The sequence below is a fragment of the Halogranum rubrum genome (assembly GCF_900114455.1).
GTDB lineage: Archaea > Halobacteriota > Halobacteria > Halobacteriales > Haloferacaceae > Halogranum > Halogranum rubrum.
Map to the genome: position 1 here is coordinate 94,637 of NZ_FOTC01000008.1, position 23,635 is coordinate 118,271.

General features: G+C 61.7%; 25 protein-coding genes. 14 read left to right on the forward strand and 11 right to left on the reverse strand.

What is annotated here, in order from left to right; all coding sequences use genetic code 11:
* Positions 1-58 precede the first annotated feature (58 nt).
* Together BM083_RS20345 and BM083_RS20350 are read right to left on the reverse strand one after the other, a co-directional pair.
* Positions 59-1,054: a DUF7096 domain-containing protein gene (locus tag BM083_RS20345; protein ID WP_089872115.1), complete on the reverse strand. Its 996-nt coding sequence runs from the start codon at positions 1,052-1,054 to the stop codon at positions 59-61.
* Between the two features lie 201 nt (positions 1,055-1,255).
* Positions 1,256-1,453 carry a hypothetical protein gene (locus BM083_RS20350; protein ID WP_143085783.1) on the reverse strand — a complete coding sequence of 66 codons (198 nt, stop codon included), beginning with the start codon at positions 1,451-1,453 and terminating at the stop codon, positions 1,256-1,258.
* A 195-nt stretch (positions 1,454-1,648) separates the two neighbouring features.
* Here BM083_RS20350 and BM083_RS20355 point away from each other — a divergent pair, with 195 nt between their 5' ends.
* Entirely contained in the window at positions 1,649-2,104 is a 456-nt protein-coding gene (locus BM083_RS20355) for a DUF7344 domain-containing protein (RefSeq protein ID WP_089872119.1), read from the forward strand.
* 258 nt (positions 2,105-2,362) lie between these two features.
* Positions 2,363-2,917: a hypothetical protein gene (locus BM083_RS20360; RefSeq protein WP_089872121.1), complete on the forward strand. Its 555-nt coding sequence runs from the start codon at positions 2,363-2,365 to the stop codon at positions 2,915-2,917.
* Positions 2,918-2,997: 80 nt separating this feature from the next.
* On the opposite strand, the gene BM083_RS20365 is transcribed toward BM083_RS20360, so the two are convergent.
* Complete coding sequence (locus BM083_RS20365) at positions 2,998-3,852, reverse strand: hypothetical protein (protein WP_089872123.1); 855 nt, start codon at positions 3,850-3,852, stop codon at positions 2,998-3,000.
* Positions 3,849-3,974 (reverse strand): hypothetical protein, encoded by a 126-nt coding sequence (locus BM083_RS24025; RefSeq protein WP_281244251.1) that lies wholly within the window; start codon positions 3,972-3,974, stop codon positions 3,849-3,851. The genes BM083_RS20365 and BM083_RS24025 overlap by 4 nt, the downstream gene beginning before the upstream one ends.
* 384 nt (positions 3,975-4,358) lie before the next feature.
* Here BM083_RS24025 and BM083_RS20370 point away from each other — a divergent pair, with 384 nt between their 5' ends.
* Positions 4,359-5,342 (forward strand): transcription initiation factor IIB, encoded by a 984-nt coding sequence (locus BM083_RS20370; RefSeq protein WP_009377859.1) that lies wholly within the window; start codon positions 4,359-4,361, stop codon positions 5,340-5,342.
* 111 nt (positions 5,343-5,453) lie between these two features.
* On the opposite strand, the gene BM083_RS20375 is transcribed toward BM083_RS20370, so the two are convergent.
* Both BM083_RS20375 and BM083_RS20380 read right to left on the reverse strand, forming a co-directional pair.
* A complete protein-coding gene (locus tag BM083_RS20375) occupies positions 5,454-5,861 on the reverse strand; it encodes a CBS domain-containing protein (RefSeq protein WP_089872124.1) in 408 nt (135 codons plus the stop codon).
* Between the two features lie 9 nt (positions 5,862-5,870).
* A complete protein-coding gene (locus BM083_RS20380) occupies positions 5,871-6,077 on the reverse strand; it encodes a dodecin family protein (protein ID WP_089872126.1) in 207 nt (68 codons plus the stop codon).
* Positions 6,078-6,218: 141 nt separating this feature from the next.
* Between BM083_RS20380 and BM083_RS20385 the strand changes: the two genes are divergently transcribed.
* Complete coding sequence (locus BM083_RS20385) at positions 6,219-6,857, forward strand: phosphoribosyltransferase (RefSeq protein WP_089872128.1); 639 nt, start codon at positions 6,219-6,221, stop codon at positions 6,855-6,857.
* An 84-nt stretch (positions 6,858-6,941) separates the two neighbouring features.
* Here the strand turns inward: BM083_RS20385 and BM083_RS23560 are convergent, their stop codons facing one another.
* Positions 6,942-7,109, reverse strand: a complete 168-nt coding sequence (locus BM083_RS23560; protein ID WP_177197726.1) for a hypothetical protein — start codon at positions 7,107-7,109, stop codon at positions 6,942-6,944.
* A 624-nt stretch (positions 7,110-7,733) separates the two neighbouring features.
* Here BM083_RS23560 and BM083_RS20390 point away from each other — a divergent pair.
* A complete protein-coding gene (locus BM083_RS20390; protein ID WP_089872130.1) occupies positions 7,734-8,855 on the forward strand; it encodes a hypothetical protein in 1,122 nt (373 codons plus the stop codon).
* 65 nt (positions 8,856-8,920) lie between these two features.
* Here BM083_RS20390 and BM083_RS20395 read toward each other — a convergent pair whose 3' ends face one another.
* Positions 8,921-9,874 (reverse strand): VOC family protein, encoded by a 954-nt coding sequence (locus BM083_RS20395; RefSeq protein WP_089872132.1) that lies wholly within the window; start codon positions 9,872-9,874, stop codon positions 8,921-8,923.
* 150 nt (positions 9,875-10,024) lie between these two features.
* Here BM083_RS20395 and BM083_RS20400 point away from each other — a divergent pair, with 150 nt between their 5' ends.
* Complete coding sequence (locus BM083_RS20400) at positions 10,025-10,834, forward strand: alpha/beta fold hydrolase (protein WP_089872134.1); 810 nt, start codon at positions 10,025-10,027, stop codon at positions 10,832-10,834.
* Positions 10,835-10,901: 67 nt separating this feature from the next.
* On the forward strand, positions 10,902-11,936 hold the full coding sequence (locus BM083_RS20405) for a TatD family hydrolase (RefSeq protein WP_089872136.1): 1,035 nt from the start codon (positions 10,902-10,904) through the stop codon (positions 11,934-11,936).
* On the opposite strand, the gene BM083_RS20410 is transcribed toward BM083_RS20405, so the two are convergent.
* Positions 11,930-12,823, reverse strand: coding sequence for a fumarylacetoacetate hydrolase family protein (locus tag BM083_RS20410; RefSeq protein ID WP_089872137.1), 894 nt, complete (start codon positions 12,821-12,823; stop codon positions 11,930-11,932). The two genes, BM083_RS20405 and BM083_RS20410, sit on opposite strands and share 7 nt — an antisense overlap.
* Positions 12,824-13,181: 358 nt before the next feature.
* Between BM083_RS20410 and BM083_RS20415 the strand changes: the two genes are divergently transcribed.
* The 3 genes from BM083_RS20415 to BM083_RS20425 all read left to right on the forward strand — a co-directional run bounded on the left by BM083_RS20415 (position 13,182) and on the right by BM083_RS20425 (position 15,039).
* Positions 13,182-13,538 carry a DUF7964 domain-containing protein gene (locus tag BM083_RS20415; RefSeq protein WP_089872139.1) on the forward strand — a complete coding sequence of 119 codons (357 nt, stop codon included), beginning with the start codon at positions 13,182-13,184 and terminating at the stop codon, positions 13,536-13,538.
* Complete coding sequence (locus BM083_RS20420) at positions 13,535-14,719, forward strand: tyrosine-type recombinase/integrase (protein ID WP_089872141.1); 1,185 nt, start codon at positions 13,535-13,537, stop codon at positions 14,717-14,719. The genes BM083_RS20415 and BM083_RS20420 overlap by 4 nt, the downstream gene beginning before the upstream one ends.
* Positions 14,720-14,832: 113 nt before the next feature.
* Positions 14,833-15,039, forward strand: a complete 207-nt coding sequence (locus BM083_RS20425; protein ID WP_009377842.1) for a DUF7835 family putative zinc beta-ribbon protein — start codon at positions 14,833-14,835, stop codon at positions 15,037-15,039.
* A 165-nt stretch (positions 15,040-15,204) separates the two neighbouring features.
* On the opposite strand, the gene BM083_RS20430 is transcribed toward BM083_RS20425, so the two are convergent.
* Both BM083_RS20430 and BM083_RS20435 read right to left on the reverse strand, forming a co-directional pair.
* The gene (locus tag BM083_RS20430) at positions 15,205-16,020 is read right to left on the reverse strand and encodes an IclR family transcriptional regulator (RefSeq protein WP_009377841.1); all 816 of its coding nucleotides are present in this window, start codon (positions 16,018-16,020) and stop codon (positions 15,205-15,207) included.
* Positions 16,021-16,538: 518 nt separating this feature from the next.
* Positions 16,539-17,789 carry a Zn-dependent hydrolase gene (locus BM083_RS20435; RefSeq protein ID WP_089872144.1) on the reverse strand — a complete coding sequence of 417 codons (1,251 nt, stop codon included), beginning with the start codon at positions 17,787-17,789 and terminating at the stop codon, positions 16,539-16,541.
* A gap of 157 nt (positions 17,790-17,946) precedes the next feature.
* Between BM083_RS20435 and BM083_RS20440 the strand changes: the two genes are divergently transcribed.
* The 4 genes from BM083_RS20440 to BM083_RS20455 are packed head-to-tail and all read left to right on the forward strand — an operon-like array spanning position 17,947 to position 23,620.
* On the forward strand, positions 17,947-19,611 hold the full coding sequence (locus BM083_RS20440; RefSeq protein WP_089872146.1) for an ABC transporter substrate-binding protein: 1,665 nt from the start codon (positions 17,947-17,949) through the stop codon (positions 19,609-19,611).
* 12 nt (positions 19,612-19,623) lie between these two features.
* Positions 19,624-20,583 (forward strand): ABC transporter permease, encoded by a 960-nt coding sequence (locus BM083_RS20445; protein ID WP_089872148.1) that lies wholly within the window; start codon positions 19,624-19,626, stop codon positions 20,581-20,583.
* Complete coding sequence (locus BM083_RS20450; RefSeq protein ID WP_089872150.1) at positions 20,583-21,464, forward strand: ABC transporter permease; 882 nt, start codon at positions 20,583-20,585, stop codon at positions 21,462-21,464. Before BM083_RS20445 ends, BM083_RS20450 begins: the two co-directional genes overlap by 1 nt.
* Entirely contained in the window at positions 21,461-23,620 is a 2,160-nt protein-coding gene (locus tag BM083_RS20455) for a dipeptide ABC transporter ATP-binding protein (RefSeq protein WP_089872152.1), read from the forward strand. The genes BM083_RS20450 and BM083_RS20455 overlap by 4 nt, the downstream gene beginning before the upstream one ends.
* The last annotated feature ends 15 nt before the right edge of the window (positions 23,621-23,635 follow it).

Genomic DNA, 23,635 nt, shown 5'->3' on the forward strand with positions numbered 1-23,635 from the left:
TGATACAATCGTCCATTACTCCAGGAACAGACTCGAAATCAACCGTTGTGAATCTGTGTCATTCCATTACAAACGTATGTCTGTAATGGTAACTCGGTACAGTCGAGAGACTGGCAGTGAAGACAGACTCGTTGTCGGAACTGAATTCGGACGAGCGGAGACCGTAGTGAAACTCCTTGAAGATTCGAGCGGTCGGTCGGTCGATGTAGGCGACGATGGTGCCGTCGGTGTACTCGAACTCGACGTACAGCAAGTCAGCGTCGATGCGTCGAATCGTGTAGCCCGTTCGATTCTCCCACTCGGTGGGATACGTCGTAGCGATGAGGTCCGTCACCCCTTCGATGGTCGCCGGTTCGTCGGCGGTCGCGTCGAGATAGCCTGCGTCGTACCGCTCGACGATGGTGTCGGTGCCAGCGCGGGTCTCGAGAGTGAGGCTCTGTGCCGACGCCTCCACCGAGACGACGCTCTCGTTGGCGGCACCGACGGCCACATCGGCGACCTGCGCTCGCACCGGTCCTTGGAGCGTCATCAGGTCTGCACGGAGTTTCCACGTATCGACGCCGGTCGCCGAGAGGTCGTCGAGACGGGTGACGGCGGCGGTGTGGCGATGTTCGAGTTGTTGTGCGGAGGCGTCGATACGCGCGAGTTCGTAGAGTAACTCTTCTGTCGTCACGTTGTGGAGAGCGTGTCGTTCGAGAACCTCCGCCTCTCGCGTGGTAAGCTGATTCGTCTCTTTACGAATCGTCCGAAGCTCGTCCGTCAGTACGGTGGTCTGGTTCGTCGAGGTGCCGGAGGCGAGTTGCTCTCTCTGTGCGAGTGTCGCGAGTCGGTCGTCGAGTGCGTCGTTCCGGAGCGTCAACCCGACGGCGGCGTTCGTTTCGACGGTGAGTGTCTGCGACCGCGTCCCGTTCAGCGTGCGCAACGGCTCAGCCGCAGTCTCGTGATTGTCGACAGGTGAGAGCGCGACACCGGTACCTGCGAATCCGCTCAAGAGGAGCATCGAGACGGCGACGACGGCAGCCAACTGCGGTCGCTTCGTACGCTCTGCGTTCATGGGGATGTGATGTGTCTACGCGGGCGACGAGCGTTCGTGCGCACTCGAAGGATCGACTGACATGAGCGGGAACTCGTCGCCGGTATCAATCCGAAGAGACGCGCGCAGCGGGAATAAAGCTATGTTGACGTGGTGGCGTCCAACGGCACTGCTGACTCGATAGTGGCTGCTCTCGGCCTCCTCGTCTCGTCGCATCGTCGGCTACTCGCTGTGGTCGGCCGTCGGATACGAGACGAGGACGAGGTGAAGTTCCTCTCTTTCGTGTGTTCGGACGACGTAAGCTTCCGGTGACCGGATGAGAAGCTGTAGCGTTCCACGTTCGAGTTCGAGTTGGAGGTTCCGTTCGGACCAATCGCGACCGTCCGGGGCGACCCACCGGCCGCGGTTCTCTGTGTTCATCTCTTCGTCTCCACTGTCCAGAGGTAGTCCCGGGAGCGACATATACTTTCTATCGGCGTCTGCCGGCGACGTGGGCTAACTCACCGAACTCACTCCCTCTAATCTGCTATTAGTCTCCGCCAACGATTTATTCCTTGGGAGTGTATACCCCGGTAGAGGAATCGTCAACTCCACGACGATTGAGAGAACCTGCGTATGAACTCCATCGAGACGACAGCAGCGCCTTCAGACACAGTCTTAGCCGAGAACACGGTGTACCAACTCATCGGCAATAGCCGCCGCCGTGCCGTCATCAACATCCTGTTGTCGGAGAACCAGCCCATCGCTCTGAGCGAACTCGCTCGCCAGACGGCCGAAGTGACGAGCGAACACGAGGGGATGAAACCCAGCGATATCTACAAGAGTGTGTACGTCTCGCTGCAACAGAACCACCTTCCGAAACTCGACAAACACGACGTCGTCGTCTACGACGTCGACGCGGGGTCTGTCGCTCCGGGTCCGCAGTTGCACCGGTTCGTCCCGTACGTTCGCCGCCAGCGCGCTACCACCGTCGACCAACTCAGACGGCTCGACCCGACGCTCGTCGTCGCCCTCGTGGCACTCGGCGTCGTCCTCGGTCTCTTGCTCGCCTTCGTCGTCGGCCTCGTCTGACGGCTCCGCGAGAGAAAGTATTTGCTCGTAGCAGCGGTCGTCTCATACGCTGGACCATCGACGAAGCGACCCGTTCGGTCGGCCCTCGGTCGGTTCGAGCGGCAGGGATACACGCGATGCCAGCGATGGCCGGAACGGTGGTCGAACCACGGTTCTGGTCGCGATAGACGAGTGTCTGCACGTTCGGTTGGGTGACACGACGGAACGCCCCTCGTGTCGCCATCCGACTCGGAAACGACTGTACCACCCTCACCCACCATGTTCGATACACCACACCCTGTCTTCGTTCTCGCGGCCGTCGCCCTCCTCGGAACGGTCGGGCTCGAATACGGAATCGGCGGTGCTGTTCTCGCCACGTCCACCGTCCCTCAGCCACTCGACACTGTCCTCGACGACACACCTGTCTCTCTCACGCCATCGCCGACAGACACTACATCCCCGGCGAACACCGTGGCGTCGCCACGTGAGCGAGAGTCTAAACCACCAGGCGTCCGGATGGATGTCGGGCGCGTCGAGTCCTGCGGGTCGACCTGTCGCGACGTCACCGCCCACCTCTACAACGAGGAGACGGTCGACCTGACGAACGTCGAAGTGTACACGACCATCTACGCCGGTGACGAAATCGTGTGGGTCGACGCCGAACGCGCCGGTACCATCGCCGCGGGCGACGTCTACACGACGACGAAGCGCGTGAACGTCGGCCCCAGTGAGATTTCGAAGATTCACTCCAACGGCGGTTCCGTCACCGTCGAGACGGTCATCGAGTTCGACCAAGGGTCGACCGTCGTGACCGAGAACGTCGACGTCGTGTAGCCGTCTTCGTCACCACGTCGGGAACCGACCTCGAACTCCTCGAACTCCGTGACTCGCTCGAACAACTCGAACTCCTCGTTTTACTCGTTCTGGACGCCCGCTCCTACACCGCCGACGTCGATTGCAACTCGGTCTGTTCCGTGGACGTCGACCGACACTGGACAGTCGAACGACTCGTCGCGCCGACGGTGCCAGTTGGGGTAGATTCGGTCGCCGTGCCAATCCGTGAGCGTAATCTCGTCGAACAGTGTCCCGCCGGGGAGGTAGCTACAGTTGTTCGGGTCGTAGGCGCGGTTGGCCTCCATCGTGAGGTAGGTGTATCTGAACCGCTGGTCGAGGCGGTGAGAGTGACTGACCGTCACCTCGCCCGTCGTCGTGTTCCGCATCTCCAGATACCACTCTCCGGGCAGCGAGTCGGGTCGCTGGATGACCGCTCGGAGTTCGTCACCCGGTGAGACCGAAACGAGTTTCGAGTGGGTGAACCCGTGGGCCGAAGAACCGCTCCACGTTCCAATCTCCCACTGGCCTGAGCCACCCCAGTTCCACGCCAACACTGGCTGGAGGATGTACCCGTTTCGACCTCCTCTCCCACTGTAACTCTGAAACGCCGGGAAGTAGAAGAAGACGATTCGGCCGTCGTGGTCGAGCGGTGCACAGGGGACGTGCAGCGTCGACTCGTAGCGCCCGAACCCCGCGTCGTGTTTCGCCCACGCGAAGGCGAGCCAGTGGTTGCCACCTTCGTCGGCGGCGTCGACTCCGTCGGACTGCAGTGGCCGTGTCTGCTTCTCTCGTGTACCCGTCGAACACGTGTCACAGCACTCGGCGCTCGTCTGTGTGCGCTGTGTGGACTGGCGTGCCCCCGACCCGACGAACGAGAGTCCGGTCACAGCACTCGCCGAGAGAAACGTTCGACGAGAGACACGCCGGTCACTCATCGAGGCGCGCTCACCCCGTCCGCCTCGGCGACGCCGAAATAGTCGGTTGAACCAGTTCGCAGTCGCTTTCTTCGGGGGTCGCCGTCCCCCGTGCCCGGCCCGTCTCGGCGTGTGCGACTCATATTCTGGAGTTCCAGACTCGGGGATAAATAAATGTTGACTTAACCCGACTTTGTTATCTGCATTGTAGTGTATTCTCCTCCAAAATTATCTGTCTGTTTGGGTAATAAGCGTCTTACCGGTCGGACTCTGTCAAAACATACTGTTTCAGTCGTGTGGTTTGGTCGCCGACCACGAAGACTCACGTTCGTCTCAGACATCCGGTAGCTCCGGACGGTCCTCTCGGCGGATGTCTACTGTCGCGTGGACGCTCGCGAAAATCCAGTGACTGCACGAACCTAACATTTATCGTGAGAAGAGTGTATATCTTTGGTATAGTTCGTCTAGCCACCTAGAGACACGCTTCTTGTGCGTTCGTGTTCCCACATAAGTGTACGGGAATACTAATGGGTGGGAACCAAAATACGACGGAGCGAGAAGAGGCAGAGTCGACCGAGAACGACTCGGTAGTGAACAACCAGTGCCCAGAGTGTCACTCGACGGCGCTGGTACGAAGTACCGACCGGGGCGAACTCGTCTGTGACGACTGTGGCCTCGTCGTCGACGACAACGTCGTCGACCACGGGCCCGAGTGGCGTGCGTTCGACCACTCCGAGCGCCAGTCGAAGTCACGCGTGGGCGCGCCCGTCACACAGACGATGCACGACAAAGGGTTGACGACGACTATCGACTGGAAGAACCAGGACTCGGCGGGGCATCTCCTCTCCTCGGAGAAACGAAACCAGATGCACAGACTCAGAAAGTGGCAAGAGCGCATCCGGACGAAAGACGCCGGTGAGCGTAACCTGCAGTTCGCCCTGAGCGAAATCGACCGGATGGCCTCCGCACTGGGCGTCCCTCGGTCGGTCCGAGAGGTGGCTGCCGTCATCTATCGCCGGGCACTCGACACCGACCTCATCCGTGGTCGCTCTATCGAGGGTGTCGCCACGAGTGCACTCTACATCGCCTGCCGACAGGAGGGCATCCCGCGAAGCCTCGAAGAGGTGTCGTCGGTCGCGCGCGTCGACCGACGCGAAATCGGGCGGACGTACCGCTACATCGCCCACGAACTCGGACTCCCGATGTCACCGGTCGACCCGAAGCAGTACCTCCCGCGGTTCTGCTCGGAACTCGAACTCAGTGAGGACGTCCAGCAACGTGCCACGACCATCATCGAGCGGACGACCGCAGAGGGGTTGCACTCGGGGAAGTCGCCGACGGGATTCGCCGCCGCCGCCATCTACACGGCCGCACTGCTCTGCAACGAGAAACGGACACAGCGAGACATCGCGAAGGTCGCACAGGTGACCGAAGTGACGATTCGGAACCGCTACCGCGAACAGTTGGAAGTCGTCGGACTCGACTTCGACGAGTTACTCTCGTACCGGTAGCTTCCGGGGGTGTGAAGTTCCGACCGGCGAGAACTTCCAACCGACGCGTCTCGGTGCGCCCCTTCGCCTTTTGACACTCGTCCGAACGTCCGATGCGGACGATTCACGTCTCTACTGACCAGGTGACTCTGACTCGATGACGGCGGCCAGTTTGTCGAGTTCGGCGGCGAGGAGTCGGACGAAGTCGTCGAGCGTAACGATGCCGACCAGTTCGCCCCGTTCGAGCACCGGCACGCGCCGTACCTTCCGCTCGTGCATCTCGTCGATGACGGTGAAGACGTCCGCGTCGACGTCGACGGTGAAGAGGTCTTCTGCCATGACGTTCCGTGCGGTCAGCGAGTCGTCGTCCATCGCGTAGAGGACGAGGTCTCGGTCGGTGACGATTCCTCTCGGTTTGTCGCCGTCGACGACGACGACGGACCCCACGTTGCGTGTTCGCATCGCCTCGACGACGTCGTCGACGGTATCGTCGACGTCCACGGTGACGACGTCGGTTCGAGCGAGTCTGTCGAGCGTCATGCGAATACCTCACTCGTTTTGGACGGGAAACGCGATTTCGACAGTCGCTTTGTACGCCGTTATCTCCCCGTCTTCGACGCTCGCCGTCCAGTCTTCGATTTCGATACCACTGATGTTCTCGACGGTACTCGACGCCTGCGCCACGGCTTCGCGCGCCGCGTCTTCCCACGATTCGGTGGACGTTCCAAGTACTTTGATGATTTTCACAGCTGCCATTGCACCGTCTATGACGTCGAACGGCGGCAAATAGCTATGTACGACTGCGTGTCACGTGTGTCCCACGAACACTTTTCGTCCACTCACGCGTCTCTCTAGTCGACGTGCGACGCTGAACGACCTCTCGCATCATCTCCACCCATGTTCCGAAACCGAACCGACGCTGGCCGTAGACTCGCAACGCTCCTCCGCGAGCGGGACATCGACGCGGACGTCGTCCTCGCTGTCCCGCGCGGTGGACTCCCCGTCGGACGCGCCGTTGCCGACGAACTCGGTCTTCCGCTCGACGTCGTCGTCGCTCGAAAGATTGGCGCACCCGCGAACCCGGAACTCGCTGTCGGTGCCGTCGCCAGCGACGGGACGCTGTGGCTGAACGACTCACTCATCGACACACTGGGCGTCGGTAGCGAGTACATCGAGCGACAGCAGCGTGAGGAGGCTGCCGCCGCCGCCGACAAACTCAACCGCTACCGACGCGGGCGACCACCGTTGGACCTACACGGAAAAGCCGTTCTCGTCGTCGACGACGGCGTCGCTACGGGAGCGACGACCGTCGCCTGCCTCCGACAGGTCCGTGCTGCCGGAGCGAAGCGAACACTCCTCGCGGTACCCGTCGCGCCACCTGAGACTCTCTCGCGTCTTCGCATGGAAGCCGACGCCGTGTTCTGTGCCGAGACGCCGCGGTACTTCGGCGCAGTGGGTGCCTTCTACGACGACTTCGGACAGGTGAGCGACGCCGAGGCGATGTCGTATCTCGGTGACGACGGCGCGAGCGTCTGAACGACAGGAACTCTCGTCTTCGATACGGAGTTGTCGCTGACGAGTGGCACTTCGGGTTCTGCGTGTAGATGTAGAGTTCGACCGTTATTCGGGAGCGATGACGAGTGTGTCGTGGTCGTCGCCGTCGGTACGGTGCCCACAGAACGGACACCAGTCGTAGCAGTACATCCCGTTTTTCACGTTGTACCCGCCGGTTCGTTCACAAGAGAGACGCGTTCGGACGGCCGATTGGTGGGAAACTCGCGATTTCATTTGTTAGTGGTATATGTTACCGAATGTCGGGTTGAGACTCATACTACATAAAAACTCCGAGAGACTCCCGGCCGAGTAGATGTCGGAGCGTGAGACGTCGAAGCCGCGGTCGTGCCGTGGTCAGCGTGACGCGAACCGTGTTGAACGCTGGCTGTTCGTGTGCGACGAGTGTGGGTCGGTGTCGATGGTGCAATGCTTTCGGGAGTGAGAGTCTCTCTCGTCTGGGCTGATGGCTAGTGTTATGCCCGTTGCTGACGACTCTATCTGTACAATAGTCGAAAGGCTAGTGCCTCGAATCGGACGAATTCCGGTGATTGCGGTGTCTGACTGGATGGTGTCGTTTCGGTCGACTCGGTTGGGACGCACGACCCCCGTTCGACACGCCCGAAACTGCAGTTCACTATACGGAGTTCGAACGTACAACACACAGTGGAAACACGATCACTCATGCCAACACAGGAATTTCACGGCCGAATCAGCCGAACGTACAACGAGTCCGAACAGTGGTGACTAGAACTGCCACGGTCACCGGATACTGCACCGACCGTCTCCGTGGTCGTCCTCGGCGAGTCACGTCGAATTTCGATGCACCGCCGAACAGTCGACCGATAGCGAGAGACAGCAATGAAACGTTCTGACGTGGGTCGCTCGTGGGTCGTCGCCCTCCTCGTCCTCGTAGTGGTCGTGCTCGCGGCGACGGCAGTGTGGTCACTGTGGTCACCGACGCCGCTCCCGTCGTCCGACGTTTCGTCACCGTCCGACCCGACAGCGCCACCCGCGTCACCGCAGGCCAGTCAGGGGGACGACCAACGAGCCACCGCGGCCGCCTCGACACGCGCCCAGACTGCAACGACACCGCAGGTGACAGCGACACCGACGAGTCCGTCTCCACAACCCGTGGCACCTGTCGATAGCACGGTCATCCTCGACATCAACGAACAGGTGGCGACTGAGGACGGAACGGTCGCCGTCCGTGGCGTCGCTCGTGGTCCAGACCGAGTGCTCGTCTTCTTCGTCGACCGACGCGGAGGCTACGCGTCTACCGTCCTCACCGTCGACGAGAACGACGAGTTCGAAGACGACGACGTTGCACTCGTTACGCTCCGTGGAGAACCGATGGCGGAGGGACTCGTCGTCGCCGGTGTCTTCGCTGCCGGTCGCGACGGTGTCGTCGGCGACGGTGAGATTCGTGGCTTCACCCGAGCAGATATCGAAGCACTCGACGAGAACACTCGCCAGCGGATTCTCGCTGATAGCAGTGGCCGACTCACTGGCCCAGGCCTTACGCAACGACAAGTGTTAGAAGTCCTGTTCGCCGAGAGCGTCGGCGAGGACGGCAGCGACGACCTGTCGGTCGAAGACGTGTTCGTCCTCACGGACGGTCGAACGACCATCGAGACGGTCACCGCTTTGTCGCCTGGGAACACGAACGCGACTACTGTTCGCTCGTTCTCGCCAGGTGAGACGATAGTCGTACAGGGACTGACCAACCGCAAACCCGTCGATACGACGATATTCGTCGACGTCGTCGACGGCCCGAACGCCTCGCTGTTCGAGTTCACTTCGACCGACGAGTGGGGAACCGACGGGGTGTGGTCGGTCAGTATCCCAGTTCCGGCCGACGCAGAGGCAGGTACGTACACGATTCGGGCCGACGACGGCGACGAGACGGACAGCGTCGAAGTGACGATACTACGGTCAAGGGGTAATACGACCGCGAGTGGAAACAGCAGTTCGAGGCCGTGAGTGGCCGTGCTGTGACGCCCTTTCGAGAGAATACGACGTTCTGCGCGCACTGACGGACTGGTCGTTCAGTCCGTGTTCAGGGGGGGCAGCATCTCTTCGATGCGTTCGACGTCGACGTCGAGCCACGCCGGAACTCGAAGCTGTTTGCCGAACTCTTCGGGGTCTTCGTCCAAGGTGAACCCGGGACCCATCGTCGCGTACTCGAAGATTGCTCCACCGGGTTCGGTGATGTACCGCGAGTGGAAGTAATCTCTATCTTTCGTCGACGTGGTGATGTAGCCGTTCTCACGCAGGCGGTCACTGACTTCGTTTTGCTCCCAGTCGTTCTCGACTTGGAACGCGACGTGGAGGTACGTCCCGACACCCATGACGCCGTTCGGGGCGTTCGGTCGGATGAGTACGTCGACCGTGTCGGCACACGGTGAGCCACTGGGGGCCCGATACCGAATCCGGTCACCGGCCTGTGAGTGCGTCGCCTCGCCGACCCGGTCCCAGCCCATCACTTCGAGGACGTTCATCGTGCCAGCGGGGTCCGACGAGTGGAGCGTCACGTTGTACATCCCACGAATCCCGTGTTCGGCGGGGACGTCGCCGCCGTCCCACGGTTCGATATCCGACTCGCCGGTCACCAACTCGTAGGGGATGCCGTCGGGGTCGGTGAAGCCGACGACCGTCTCGTCGAAGCGTTCCTCGACGGTGTACTCCATGTCGTGTTCCTCGAAGCGGTCGGTCCAGTAGTCGACGGAGCCATCGGGAATCGTCAGTCCGACCGCGCTCATCATCCCCTTTCCGACCAACCCCTCTTCCATGGGCATGTTCGTCATCGGGAAGTACGTGATGACTGTCCCAGGTGTCCCCATCTCGTCGCCGTAGTAGAGGTGATAGATCTTCTCGGGGACGTCGAAGCGAACCGTTCGCTTCACGAACCGAAGTCCGAGGACGCCGGTGAAGAAGTCGTAGTTCTCCTGTGGGTCGTCACAGAAGGCCGTGACGTGATGGATTCCATTGATTTCTGGCATGATACCTTACCGCATGTCTGTATGGATTGTCACTAAAAATAGTTTGTGTTAGGGGAACGATGCGATATCGAACCGTCTCTCTCTATCGGTGTCGACGATAGACGCACGGGCGCAAGAGTCAAGCGTCCGCTTCGGGTGGTCTCTCTTGTCATGCGAACACACACTATCCACGGTGGGGACGACGTCGCTCTCAACGTACAGGAGGCTGGGAGCGGACGCCCGGTGTTGTTCGTCCACGGTCTCTCACAGAGTGTGATGTCGTGGCGACACCAGTTCGAGTCGGACCTCACAGACGAGTTTCGACTCGTCGCACTTGACAACCGCGGCCACGGTGAGTCCGAGAAACCGCGAGACGCCTACGGCGACTCGAAACTCTGGGCACAGGATATCCACGCCGTCGTCACCGAACTCGAACTCGACGACGTCGTCCTCGTCGGCTGGTCCTACGGCGGCGTCGTCGCCCTCGACTACCTCGATTCGTTCGGCACCGACCACGTTGCGGGGCTGAACTTCGTCGGCGGGGTCTCGGCGCTCGGCAGTGAGACTGCGACGGCGCGACTCGGGTCGGAGTACGTGGACCTCGTCTCCGGGTTCGTCTCCACCGACGCCGAGGAGAGTATCGAGACCATGCGGCAGTTCGTCGACCTCTGCGTCTTCGAGGAACTCTCGCCGGCCGACCGCTACTACATGCTCGGCTACAACGTCGTCGTCCCACCACACGTGCGCGACAGCCTCCGTGACCGCGTCGTCTCTCACGACGACACGCTGGCCTCGCTCGACGTTCCCGTTCTGGTGACCCACGGCGAAGAGGACGCCGTCGTGGTCCCTGACGCCGCTCGCACGTACGCCGAACTCGTCGAGAGTGAAGTCTCGTGGTACCCCAACACGGGCCACTCGCCGTTCTGGGAGCGACCGGAACGGTTCAACCGCGAACTCCGAGCGTTTGTCCACGAGCTGTAACCGCTCTCTGGCTTGTCTCCTCTTCCGCAGCGACTAGGTTCAAGTCGCCGTAGTGTGTGGTCGGGATATGCCTTCGGACCCCTCGCATTCGGTGTCTCCGACGCGCCGCCCCACGGACGAAGCGTACCTCGACGACGACCCGTTCGACCCACCTTCGTCGCTTCTCACGCTTCCGTGGGCGGACTGCCACAACCACGCACACACGCTGTCGTGGGAGGACCGCGAGCGGTACGCCATCTCCGGCTGTCGGGCGATGGTGATGGTCGCGTCGGGCTACCACTGGACACCGTACAAACCCGTCGACGCCGCCGACGTCCAGTTTCTCTGGGACGACGTCGTCAACCGTCGGCGCGCCATCGAGCGAAACCACTTCTTCGAGACGGGTCTCGCACTCGGCATCCACACCGGGGTCCGTATCACCAACCCCGACGACCTGCTGGCGCTGATGGAGGAGTACTGCGAACTCGACGAAGTCGTCGCTCTCGGTGAGACGGGTATCACCCCCGCCCAACACGCCGAGTCGTGGGGACTCGACGAACAGCGCGCGGTGGTACAGGCACAGATGGAACTCGCCGACACGTACGACCTGCCGGTGCTCCTCCACACGCCGAACCAGATCGAGGACGGTCCGGACTACCGCCCCGGCGTCGGCCTCCCGGGGTTCGAGAGCAACACGTCGCTGGGACAGGACCCGGTGCTCACTGGCGACAACCCCGAACTGGAAGCGGTGAAGATGGACGTCGAAGCGGCCGCCGACGCCGGGTTGGCCGAGGAGCGAATCGTCGCCTCCCACGCCGACTCGAACAACGTCGACTACCTCTTGGGTGAGACGGACTGCTACGCCAGTTTCACCGTCGGCTACCCGTGGCTGACGGGTGTGACTGCCACCGACGTCGCCGAGGCGATTCACGAGTACGGCCCCGACCGAGTGTTGATGGACACCGACTGCGCGAACATCCTCAAGACGGACGTCTTCTCGGTCAAGAAGGCCATCTTCGAACTCTATCGTCTGGGAATCGACGTCGACGACATCCGACAGGTCGTCTGGGAGAATCCGAGAGGGCTCTTCGGTTTCGACGACTTCGAGGACGAAGACTACTGACGCTGCGTCCGACAGCGGTTGGTCAGTTCGCCGAGACCGTCGACACCGACGGTTACCTCGTCATCGTCACCGAGGAGCACCGGCGGGTCGCGAAACACGCCGACGCCCGGCGGCGTCCCGGTGAAGATGAGGTCGCCGGGTGAGAGCGTGAACGCGCGGCTACAGAAGGCGACGAGTTCGTCGAGCCCGAAGATGAGGTTCGCCGTCGTGGAGTCCTGCACTCGCTCGCCGTTCACGTCGGCCCAGATTCCGAGGTCGTGTGGGTCGTCGAGTTCGTCCAGCGTCACGATGTCCGGACCGATGGGGGCGAACGTGTCGAGGCTCTTGCCGCGAACCCACTGGTCGTCTCGCTCTTGTAAGTCTCGGGCCGAGATGTCGTTGCCGACGGTGAGTCCGGCGACGTAGTCCCACGCGTCGTCGACAGCGACGTTGCGGGCCTCGCGGCCGACGACCACCACGACTTCTGCCTCGTAGTCGACCTGCTCGGTGTAGGTCGGGTCCCACACGACGTCACTCTCCGGCCCCGTGATGCTGGTCGGGAACTTCGAGAAGAGGACGGGTTCGTCGGGGATGGGAAAGCCACCCTCTTCGGCGTGGTCTCGGTAGTTCAACCCGACGCAGACGACCTTCTGTGGGTCGCTCACGGGTTCGCGTCGCGTGAGCGTGTCGACCGGTTCGAGTGCCGCCTCGTGGTCGAGTGCGTACTCGACTGCCAGCGACACCTTCTCTTGCCAGTTCCACTGCTCGAAGAGCGCCGTCGTCGTCTGCGGTATCTCGACGCCCGCTGCCGACCCGGCCTCTGCGAGGTTGACTACGGTGTCGTCGTCGACGAGTGCCCCGCACCACGGCAACCCCGACGCTGTCGCACTGAACTGTCCTATGCGCATCGCTCTCACTACTCAGTGGGTGCATATAAGCTCAGTTGCTCGGTGTCGTCGGGAGTGTAGAGCTCTCACGCCCGAGATAGGGGGCCTCCCTGTCTGAGGCTGTTGTGACCATACCGCTTTGAACGTCTAGAAACTTCAGCGGCACAGAATTAATATTGCAATATACGGTTTATAGCACAGCGATTTGCTCGTATTCGTGGGCGAGAGTCCCTGAGACGACTGAACAATCAAAAGAAGTAGTACTCTTGATTACTTCAATAGTCAAGAGTAGTTTTTAGTAGGTCGGCGTCGTCGGCCACAGACACGCGATGAACACCGCACACAACCCGGGTTCGAGGGTCGAAAGCGAGGTCGAACGATGAGTCGCCGGTTCGTCGATACGCTCCCAGACCGGCAGGTCGAAGCAGACCTCGCCGACGAACTCGAAGATCTGGACGGCATTGAACAGTGCGTCGCCGTCCGCGGGAACTACGAAGGTGAGCAGATGGCCTACCAACTGCTCGTCAACGTCACCGACCGTGGTCTGCTCGCGCTCCACTACCGGGAGTCGGGCTGGCAAGTCGTCTACGATTCGGCTGAAGATGGCGATATCGAGTCCTCCGAAGAACTCTACCGGCGAGCACACGACGCGCTCTACACGCACGCCGACCCGGACCCGGACTCGAATCACTACGAGACGACGCCGCCGTTCTGGACGGCCCCCGACGAGGAATGACCCCCGGTCCGAGCGACACTACCGTCGCCGAACCGCTCGACGCGTTCCTCCGCTCGAAGGCGAAGGGAGGGACCGAGAGCGGAAACTACCGCCGCAACTGCGAGCGCGTGGTCCGAGAGTTCCTCGAGTGGCTCGACCGCCGGGGAGAGGCGACGACGTTCGCCGACCTCGACCCGCGCACGTTCCGCCGGTTCGCCCGCGACTTGACCACCCACGACCCGACGGCCGAAGAACCGCTCTGCCGTCGGGAACTCACGGCCGGAACCGTTCGTACCTACTACGCACAGGTGAGTGCCTACATCGGGTGGTGTGTGCGCGAAGGCTACCTCGACCGAAACCCGGCCCAGCAGAACGTCGCCAAGGAACCACTGCCGGACGACGATGGCCGCCGTAGCGGCGACCAACAGGCGTGGACCGACGACCACCGTCGCGCGATAACGACGCACGTCGACCGAGCGGTGAGCGAGGCGCTCGACGGAATTAGCGACGACGGTGAGTTGTTCGAGGCCGTCAAACCCTACCGAGACAGGGCGCTGGTGTACGTCCTCTGTTACTCCGGCGTCCGCGGCGGCGAACTCGTCGCCGACCCGAAAGACGACCGACGGGTCGGACTCCGATGGGAGGACGTCTCACTCGCCGACAGCACGCTCACGGTCTTCTCGAAGAACCAACGGTGGTCGGACCGGTCGTTACCGTCACAGGCACTCGCTGCCGTCGACCGATACCGAACCGTCCTCGACCCGCACCCCGACTGGCCGGTGTTTCCGACGCTCCACTACCCGTCGCTCTACGAGGTGATTCGTACAGGACTCAGCGCAGACGGATGGGCCGAGTCGTCCGTCGAGGAGTACGTCGACGACCTATCCGGTCATCCGGCCATCTTCGAGACCCTGCGCGAGTACGATCTCTCGCCGCCGTCGATGACGACTGACGGTGTTCGGCGGACGATGCGGCGACTCTGCGCCGACGCCGACATCGAACTCGACGACAGACACGGCTATCTCGCGCCGCACGGTGGTCGCCGCGGCGTCGGCGAGGTGATGGTACGCCAGCGTGGGTTCACCGCTGCTGCCCGCCTCCTCGACAACTCCGAGGCGATGGTCAGAGAACACTACTCCCACATCGAGGCGAAAGACCTCGCGGCGGACGCCGGGTCGGCCTTCGAAGAACACGACGGCTGAATCCATCCGTTGCAGACCGTTGCTGGAGTTATCTGGTGTGAAAACGTCTAACGTTCGCAGCATTAACAGCTCTATAGTGATACCCTGTGGGTCTGTAGACAGGAGTGAAGACTATGGCCGTAAAGAAACCACATCACGTTCAACTCGTCGAAGCGTGTCCGGGCTGTGGCGAGGACACAGAGCACCAAGTACGCCTCCAGATCATGGAGGAGAACACGGGGCCCGACGACGAGAGTCGGTCCTTCTCACGCGAACCGTACCGTGTGAGTGAGTGTTCGGTCTGCGGAGAGACCGAGACGATGCGGATGAACAACGCTTGAGCACGTACTCGACGTCTCGATAGTCGCTGCGGGTCTATTTGTGCAGTATTAGCAGTCCGTTAACAAGAATGATAACAGAATGACAGAACGTTTTAACGAACTATGACAGTGCTACGTGTGTAACGGAACTCGTCGAAGTAGCCGACGACGGTGAGATGCGCAGTCTCAGACGAAATCCGGGAGATCGGACCCGCTCTCGGCCATATTGATGTTGACCTCGATGACGTTGGCCGTGTTGGTGACCTTCTCGACTATCATCTCGTGGTAAGCGTCTTCTTTCATCCGCCGGCGCGGTCCGGAGACGGAGAGTGACCCGAGAACCGTCCCGTGTCGAGTCAACACGGGTGCGCCGACCGCCTGCAACCCCTCTATCTCCTCTTCGTCGTTGTAGGCGTAGCCCCGTTCGCGGATGCGAGCGAGTTCGTCGAACAGGTCGTCGCGGTCAGTGAGGGTGTTCGCCGTCTTCCGAACGAGTCCGTAGCGGTCGATGATGTCGTCGACGCGCTCTTCAGACAGGTGTGCGAGAATCGACTTCCCCGTCGCCGAAAAGTGGAGGTAGTCCGGTTTCTGGAGTTTACTCGTCTGGTACTCGCTTCCGACGGCCTTCTCGCCTCGGACCTTGTAGAGGTTCACACCGAGTCCGTGCTGTTCTGTCGAGAGGTGAGCGTACTCGCCCGTCTCCTCTGCCAGACTCTCTAACTCTGCTTTCCCAAACTTGTACAGTCGGTGTTGGTTCCGGACGTACTCTCCCATGAGGAGAAACTGCAGCGACAGCGAGTACGTGTTCTCCTCTTTGACGACGAACTTGTTGTCCTGTAGTGTCATCAAGTGGTTGTACACTGCACTCTTCGACATGTCCAGATGGTCAGCTAATTCGGTGACTCGTGCTCCGTCGAGTGCTTCGAGCGCACGAACGACGTCGAGCGAGCGAGCGACAGTCTTCAACAACCGCGGCGAGTCGGCGGGCGGGCGGTCTGTCATACGTTCACGTACCAACTGAATCGGTTTAGGCGTTTGTATTTGGTGCACAGTTCACAGAGAGTGCTCAAAGTCCCCGTTACAGTGCTCGTTGCCGCTGTTCTTCGATTATCTTCACAGTACAATCGTTTTGAAGCGGCTGAAAACGGCCGTTTCAGCGAATATTCACACATTCATCGCTAAGCATCTGTTCTCGATTGATGCACGGGAGATAGTACACGATACCGACCAAAACACGCAGATATCGCTACCTACGAGAGCTTACTCTCCGTAGTGTCGAGAAGTGGGAGAGCTCGTGGAGGCTGTACGAGAGAGACTGTTCTCTTCTGAGACACAGTAGCGTCACAACTCGACGCGAAGTGAACTATTGCATTTTTAGCGTCTCAGAGAAGATACTTCGAGGGAATCTAGTCGGATCTACGTCTCGTCACTACTCGGTGTAGCCAGTTATACCTCTCCCGTCGTCTGATTTCGTGGTGTCGAATCTGTGTCGCGCTCGAGAACAGCGTCTCTCGCTCGGTTCACTCGGTGGCGAGCGTCCGAAGCGCACCGGCGAGAACGTCGGTCGCCGCCGCGCAGTCGTCCCAGTCGGTCCACTCTCGCGGATTGTGTGAGATGCCGTCGCGAGACGGGGCAAAGAGAAGAGCGGCGTCGGTGACGGCGGCGATGTTCATCGTGTCGTGTGCCGCGCCGGAGTGGAGGTCCATCGTCGCAATCTCCGCCTCTTCACCGGCAGCGTGCATGGCGTCGCGACACCGCTCGCTCATCTCGACCGGCGCACGGTGCCACGGCCGTTCGAACGTCGTGGTCACGTCGCGTGAGGACTCGATCAGTTCGAGACTCTGCTGCGCACAGTCGACGATAGTCTCGATGGAGTCGGCCTCGACGTCGCGGACGTCGACGGTGAGTTCCGTCTGGCCGGCGATGACGTTCGGCGCGTTCGGTGTGACACTCGCCCACCCGACGGTGGCGACGGCCGTCTCCGACGAGAACTCGACGACGTCCTGTGCGGCCGCCTCGACGTCGAGGATGAACTCGCTCGCGGCGGCGAGTGCGTCCGAGCGGTCGCCCATCAGCGTCGACCCGGCGTGGTTCGCCTCGCCGACGAACTCGACGGCACACCGTGTCAGCCCGGTGATGGTCGTGACGACACCGGCAGGGACGTCGGCGTCTTCGAGTCGCTCGCTCTGTTCGATGTGAAGTTCGAGCCACGCATCCCACTCGCTGGCGTCGACGACGCCCTCGCCGCGGAAGCCGATGTCGTCGAGCGCCGTTTCGAGGGTGACACCTTCGGCGTCTTCGAGTGCGAGTGCGTCGTCGACGCTCATCTCGCCAGTCGCGACGGTAGACCCGAGTAGACCACCGTCGAACCGCTGGCCTTCTTCTTCGGTGAGACAGACCACGTCGACGGGACGGACCGGTTCGACACCTGCGTCCTGCATCGCCCGAACGCTCTCCAGTGCAGCGTAGACACCGAGTGGACCGTCGAAGATGCCACCCTCGGGAACGGAGTCGAGATGACTGCCGGCGGCGACGGGCGCCGCCGCCGAGTCGGCGCTCTCGGGGTCCCACCGGCCGACGATGTTGCCGACGGCGTCGATTTGGACGTCGAGTTCCGCGTCACGGAGTCGGTCACAGAACTGTTCGCGGGCCCGTCGGTCCGCGTCGGTTCCGGTGAGAACGGTTCGCCCGCGGCCCGTGTCGACCGCAATCTCGCCGAACTCGGCGTTCGCTTCGATATCTCTTCGGAGACGGCGCTGGCTCGTCTGCATGTTGAGTACGCCATGGTTTCCCAACACACTACTTGACTGTTTCCGTCGATAGTGTACGGTACGACCGACAGTGAATATTACCATCCTTATATTGGGAGAGGTTGGTGTGAGTGTAGTTAACAAAAGTTTTATCAAGGACAACTGGGACCGTAGTCGTATGTCACGGGATAGCAATAGCGACTCCAGTGAGGACGACTCGCCTCGCTCCTCGACTGGACAGGCGCTCGACCGCCGGAAGTTCCTCGCTGCGACGGCAGCAGGCGTGCCAGTCGCACTCGCAGGATGTACGGGCGGCGGCGACGGTGGGTCAGGTAGTGGTGGCGGAGACGGAAGCGGCGGCAGCGGCGGAGGGACGAGCGCAGGGTCCAGCGGCGACCCGGTCTCCGGTGGGACGCTGCGCTGGGGCGGGGCCGTCCCGGTGCAGGGACTCGACCCGCACTTGGAGAGCGCGGCGGCGACCAACCGCGTCTTGGAGAACATCACCGAGCCACTCATCCAACTCGACTTCGACTACTCGCTGAAACCCCATCTCGCGAAAGAGTGGACGACGTCGGAAGACAACACGACACTCACCTTCGAACTCAACGAGGGCGTGACGTTCCACAACGGCAAGGAGATGACCTCCGCCGACGTGCTCGCGTCCTACGAGCGTATCGCCAACGGCGAGTTCCTCGCTACTGGGTTCTTCGAGTTCGTCGACTCGATGGAGACGCCGGACGACTACACGTTCATCATCAACCTCTCGGAACCGTTCGCGCCGTTCCTCTCTCGGATGGCGACGGGCGAGATGCACATCCTCCCCGAGGAACAGACCTCCGAGCAGAAGGTCGCAGAACCCATCGGAACCGGCCCGTACCAGTTCGACAGTCGCGAAATCGAGACGTCGTTCACGATGACGAAGTTCGAGGACTACTGGGACGCCAGCGACGAGAACGGCCCGTTCCTCGACAAGATCGTCAAGAGCGAGATTTCCGACCCGAGCGTCCGTCTCCAGTCGTTCCGCGCCGGTGAGTACGACTTCATCAACGGCATCCCGCCGAAAGACGTCGAGTCCGTCAAGACCGACTCGAACATCCGCTTCGAGAAGCAGTTCCCGAAGGCGCTCATCTACCTCGGATTGAACTGCAACAAAGAGCCGTTCAACAACAAAGACGCGCGCCTCGCACTCGACTACGCCCTCGACAAGAAACAGATTACCGAAGCCGCACTCTACGGGACGGGACAGGCGACGGCGACGCCCGCCGCACCCGACAGCCCGTGGGAACACCCCGACATCGAGCCACGTCCCCGTGACCTCGACAAGGCACAGGAACATCTCGACAAGGCGGGACTCTCCGACGGCTTCGAAGTCTCGTTCAAGATTCCGCAATCGTACCCCAACCAGGTGCAGGGAGCGAAGGTCATCGCCGACCAGGCGTCCGACGCCGGTATCACCCTGAACATCCAGCAGATTACGTGGAGTACGTGGCTCTCGGACGTCTACTCGAAGCAGAACTTCGAGGCGACTACGTCGAGTTACCTCGCGCTCTACTACCCCGACGTCTCGTTCTACAAGTTCCTCCACCCCGACGGTGCGTTCTTCTTCACCGGGTGGGAGAACGAGGAGTACAACAAACTCGTAGAGGAGGCCAGACACATGTACGACGAGGACAAGCGCGTCGAGCGCTACCACAAGGCGACGGAAATTCTCCACGAGGAGCGTGCTGGCCACCTGTTCCTCTGGTGGCAGGCGAATCTCTACGGGTCGGCGACGAACTACAAGGGCAAGATTGGCGCACCGGACGGTTCGACGCTCCGTTTCAGAGACAACTGGCTCGAATAATCGGAGAGACACATGTCTATGTACAACTATCTGGTCAGGCGGTTGGGGTTCATGCTCCTGACCCTGCTGTTCGTGACGGTCATCACGTTCGCCGTCACGAACATTCTCCCTGGCGACGTCGCGTTGCTCATCCTCGGGCCGAACGCGACCGACCAGTCCATCCAGGCGCTGCAGGCGCAACTCGGGCTGGACAAGCCGCTCTACGTCCAGTACATCGACTGGGTGTTGGGACTCCTACAGGGCGATATGGGAACCTCGCTCCGGTTCGACGAACCGGTCGCACAGCTCATCGGCGAGAAACTCGGTCGCTCGCTGCTGCTCGCGACGGCCGCGACGGCCATCGCCGTGTTCTTCGCACTACCGCTCGGCGTCGTCGCCGCGGTCAAGCAGAACGAACTGCCGGACCTCTTCGCGTCGATGTTCGGTTTCATCGGCATCTCGATTCCCATCTTCCTCTGGGGACTGGTGTTCATCCTCGTCTTCGCCGTCTGGTTGGGGCTGTTCCCGACGGGCGGGTACGTTCCGCCCTCCGAGGACCCGATAGGGACGCTCACGCACCTCGTCTTACCCGCCTCGGCGATGGGGTTCGCGCTCACCGCCTACATCATGCGGATGACTCGCTCCTCGATGCTGGAGGTGCTGAGCGAGGAGTACATCAAACTCGCTCGCGCGAAGGGGATGACCCAGCGCGTCGTCGTCCTGAAGCACGCACTCCAGAACGCCATCATCCCGGTCATCACCGTCGTCGCCTTCCAGTTCAGCTACGCCTTCGGCGGCGTCGTCGTCTTGGAGGAAGTGTTCTTCTGGCCGGGCATCGGTCGACTCACGCTCACGGCCATCCAGAGTCGCGACATCCCGCTGCTTCAAGGCTGTATCATCGTCGTCGCGCTCATCTACATGCTGTCGAATCTCACCGCCGACCTCCTGTACGGCTACTTCGACCCACGCATCCGCTACGGAGGTGACGACTGATGGCGACGTCGACGCTCTCCATCACGTCCGCCCGCAAAGAGCGGATGGAGCGCTTCGTTCGGAAGTTCCGCAACAACACGAAGGCGATGATCGGACTCACCATCGTGGTGTTGCTCGTCCTCGTCGCCATCTTCGCGCCCGTCATCGCGCCGTACGAGATAGACACGACGTCGGTCGAAGACCGCTCTGAGGCACCGTCGGTCGCCCACCCGTTCGGCACCGACGACCTCGGCCGCGACATCTTCAGCCGCGTCGTCATGGGGAGTCGAATCTCCCTCTACGTCGGGTTCGGTGCGATTAGCGCGGCGTTGCTCGTCGGGACCGTCATCGGCGTCGTCTCCGGCTACTACGGCGGGATGGTCGACGAGTTACTCATGCGTCTGATGGACGCGGCGATGTCGTTTCCGCCCATCCTGCTCGCACTGACACTGATGGTCGTCCTCGGGCCGGACTTGAACAACGTCATCCTCGCGTTGGCGTTCGTCTACACGCCGTACATCGCCCGCGTCGGGCGGAGTGCGACGCTCTCGGAGACCAACGAGGCCTACGTCGAGTCCGCTATCGCACGCGGCGAGAGCAGCGGTCGAATCATCTTCAGCGAAGTGCTGCCGAACACGACGGCACCGCTCCTCGTGCAGGGGTCTCTGAACATCGCCTTCGCGATGCTCGCCGAGGCGAGTCTGTCGTTCCTCGGACTGGGCGCACAGCCACCGACGCCGTCGTGGGGGCTGATGATAGACACCGGTCGCGGGTTCATGCAATCTGCGCCGTGGATGATCATCTTCCCCGGTCTGGCCATCGCAATCACCGTCATCGGCTTCAACATGCTCGGTGACGGTCTCCGAGACATCCTCGACCCCAAGGTGGACGCGATAGAATGAGTACCACGACACCCACACACGACGACCCGAGTTCGAGTTCGCCCCTGTTGGAGGTGCGGAACCTCCGGACGCAGTTCCACACAGAGAGCGGCACCGTCGTCGCCGCCAACGACGTCTCGTTCTCGCTCGACGCAGGCGAGACAATGGGACTCGTCGGCGAGTCCGGCGCGGGTAAGAGCGTCACCGCTCGCTCGCTGCTCCAACTCATCGACCCGCCCGGCGAAATCGCTGGCGGCGAGGTCATCTTCGAGGGCGAGAACCTGCTCGACTACTCCGAAAAGCAGATACAGAGAGTTCGCGGAAACAAGATTGCGCTCGTCCCACAGGACCCGATGTCGTCGCTCAACCCGGTGTTGACCGTCGGCGAGCAGATAATCGAGACCATCACGCACCATCAGGGGATGGAACGCGACGAGGCGAGAGCGCAGGCCATCGACGCGATGACCGACGTGGGAATCCCGGACGCCGCAGAGCGTATCGACGACTACCCCCACGAGTTCTCCGGCGGGATGCGGCAACGCGTCCTCATCGCCATCGGCCTGTCCTGCCAACCCGACCTCATCATCGCCGACGAACCGACGACGGCGCTCGACGTGACGACGCAGGCGAAGATTCTCGACTTACTCAACGAGTTACAGGAAGAGAAGGGGATGGGTATCCTGATGATCACCCACAACCTCGGCGTCGTCGCCCAGACGTGTGACACAGTCGGCGTGATGTACGCGGGCAACCTCGTCGAGACGGCGGAGATGCACGAACTGTTCCGCCACCCGCAACACCCCTACACGCGCGGCCTCATCGACTCCATCCCGCAGATAGACACGGCGTACGACGAGTTACCGACGCTCGACGGGGCGATGCCGGACCTGACGGACCTGCCACAGGGCTGTAACTTCGCCCCGCGATGTGAGTACGCCACCGACGCGTGTCGAACCGGCGGCGACCCGGCGCTCGAACCGGCCGGGCCGGGGTCGTCGCGCGCGGCGTGTATCCGGACCGACGAGATAGACCTGCGCCAGGGCTACGTCCCCGACGACGTCGAACGTACCGAGAAACAGGTCGACCGTAGCGGCGACCCGCTGTTCGAGGTGAAGAACCTGAAGAAGTACTTCTCGGCGGGCGACGGCGTCATCGGAAACCTGTCGTTGTCGCGGAACGGTGGTGGGATACCGAAACTCGAACGCCGATACGTGAAAGCTGTCGACGGCATCAGCTTCGACATCTACGAGGGCGAGACGGTCGGTCTCGTCGGCGAATCCGGCTGTGGGAAGTCCACCGTCGCGCGCACGGCGCTGAAGCTACTCGAACCGACGGACGGCGAGGTGTACTTCGACGGCCAGCCGATGCACGAGATGGGCGACAGCGAAGTTCGGAGCCTGCGCCGCGAGATGCAGATGGTGTTTCAGGACCCGCACAGTTCGCTCAACCCCCGGAAGACCGTCGGCCAGATCGTCGGGCGCGCGATGGAGAAACACGACATCGCCACGGGTGAGGAGAAACGCCAGCGCGTGCGGGAGTTGCTCGAACGCGTCGGACTCTCGGCGTCGGCGGCGGGGAAGTACCCTCACGAGTTCTCCGGCGGCCAACAGCAGCGCATCGCCATCGCACACGCGCTCGCGGTCGAACCGAAACTCATCGTCTGCGACGAACCCGTCTCCGCGCTCGACGTGAGTGTGCAGGCGCAGATACTGAACCTGCTGAACGAGATTCAAGCGGAGTTCGGCCTCTCCTATCTCTTTATCTCGCACAACATTGGCGTCGTCCGGCACATCTGTGACCGACTCGCCGTGATGTACCTCGGCAAAATCGTCGAGTTCGGGAGTATCGAGCAGGTGTTCGACACGCCGTTCCACCCTTACACGGAGAGTCTGCTCTCGGCCGTCCCACACGCCGACCCGACGCGGAAGTCCGAGCGCATCTTCCTCGAAGGGAGCGTCCCGAGTCCGCTGGACCCGCCGTCTGGCTGTCCGTTCCAGACGCGGTGTCCGAAGAAGATTGGCGAGGAGTGCGAGACGGTCGTTCCGGACCTCGAAGAGAAAGAGGCGGGAACCGGACACTACCTCTCGTGTCACCTCTCGATCGAGGAGATGAGTGAGCACGCCGGGTTCGTGCAGTCGGAACAGGCCGAACAGTCGGAAGCACAGCACGGCGACTAGTCGCTTCGGCCGCCC

Coding starts and splice junctions, on each gene's coding strand:
- BM083_RS20400 (WP_089872134.1), top strand. CDS start 10,025: ATGCGAACACACACTATCCACGGTGGGGACGACGTCGCTCTCAACGTA.
- BM083_RS20440 (WP_089872146.1), top strand. CDS start 17,947: ATGTCACGGGATAGCAATAGCGACTCCAGTGAGGACGACTCGCCTCGC.
- BM083_RS20375 (WP_089872124.1), bottom strand. CDS start 5,861: ATGACGCTCGACAGACTCGCTCGAACCGACGTCGTCACCGTGGACGTC.
- BM083_RS20420 (WP_089872141.1), top strand. CDS start 13,535: ATGACCCCCGGTCCGAGCGACACTACCGTCGCCGAACCGCTCGACGCG.
- BM083_RS20450 (WP_089872150.1), top strand. CDS start 20,583: ATGGCGACGTCGACGCTCTCCATCACGTCCGCCCGCAAAGAGCGGATG.
- BM083_RS20430 (WP_009377841.1), bottom strand. CDS start 16,020: ATGACAGACCGCCCGCCCGCCGACTCGCCGCGGTTGTTGAAGACTGTC.
- BM083_RS24025 (WP_281244251.1), bottom strand. CDS start 3,974: ATGAGTCGCACACGCCGAGACGGGCCGGGCACGGGGGACGGCGACCCC.
- BM083_RS20370 (WP_009377859.1), top strand. CDS start 4,359: ATGGGTGGGAACCAAAATACGACGGAGCGAGAAGAGGCAGAGTCGACC.
- BM083_RS20435 (WP_089872144.1), bottom strand. CDS start 17,789: ATGCAGACGAGCCAGCGCCGTCTCCGAAGAGATATCGAAGCGAACGCC.
- BM083_RS20345 (WP_089872115.1), bottom strand. CDS start 1,054: ATGAACGCAGAGCGTACGAAGCGACCGCAGTTGGCTGCCGTCGTCGCC.
- BM083_RS20355 (WP_089872119.1), top strand. CDS start 1,649: ATGAACTCCATCGAGACGACAGCAGCGCCTTCAGACACAGTCTTAGCC.
- BM083_RS20385 (WP_089872128.1), top strand. CDS start 6,219: ATGTTCCGAAACCGAACCGACGCTGGCCGTAGACTCGCAACGCTCCTC.
- BM083_RS20365 (WP_089872123.1), bottom strand. CDS start 3,852: ATGAGTGACCGGCGTGTCTCTCGTCGAACGTTTCTCTCGGCGAGTGCT.
- BM083_RS20410 (WP_089872137.1), bottom strand. CDS start 12,823: ATGCGCATAGGACAGTTCAGTGCGACAGCGTCGGGGTTGCCGTGGTGC.
- BM083_RS23560 (WP_177197726.1), bottom strand. CDS start 7,109: ATGAAATCGCGAGTTTCCCACCAATCGGCCGTCCGAACGCGTCTCTCT.
- BM083_RS20350 (WP_143085783.1), bottom strand. CDS start 1,453: ATGAACACAGAGAACCGCGGCCGGTGGGTCGCCCCGGACGGTCGCGAT.
- BM083_RS20415 (WP_089872139.1), top strand. CDS start 13,182: ATGAGTCGCCGGTTCGTCGATACGCTCCCAGACCGGCAGGTCGAAGCA.
- BM083_RS20425 (WP_009377842.1), top strand. CDS start 14,833: ATGGCCGTAAAGAAACCACATCACGTTCAACTCGTCGAAGCGTGTCCG.
- BM083_RS20360 (WP_089872121.1), top strand. CDS start 2,363: ATGTTCGATACACCACACCCTGTCTTCGTTCTCGCGGCCGTCGCCCTC.
- BM083_RS20395 (WP_089872132.1), bottom strand. CDS start 9,874: ATGCCAGAAATCAATGGAATCCATCACGTCACGGCCTTCTGTGACGAC.
- BM083_RS20390 (WP_089872130.1), top strand. CDS start 7,734: ATGAAACGTTCTGACGTGGGTCGCTCGTGGGTCGTCGCCCTCCTCGTC.
- BM083_RS20405 (WP_089872136.1), top strand. CDS start 10,902: ATGCCTTCGGACCCCTCGCATTCGGTGTCTCCGACGCGCCGCCCCACG.
- BM083_RS20380 (WP_089872126.1), bottom strand. CDS start 6,077: ATGGCAGCTGTGAAAATCATCAAAGTACTTGGAACGTCCACCGAATCG.
- BM083_RS20445 (WP_089872148.1), top strand. CDS start 19,624: ATGTCTATGTACAACTATCTGGTCAGGCGGTTGGGGTTCATGCTCCTG.
- BM083_RS20455 (WP_089872152.1), top strand. CDS start 21,461: ATGAGTACCACGACACCCACACACGACGACCCGAGTTCGAGTTCGCCC.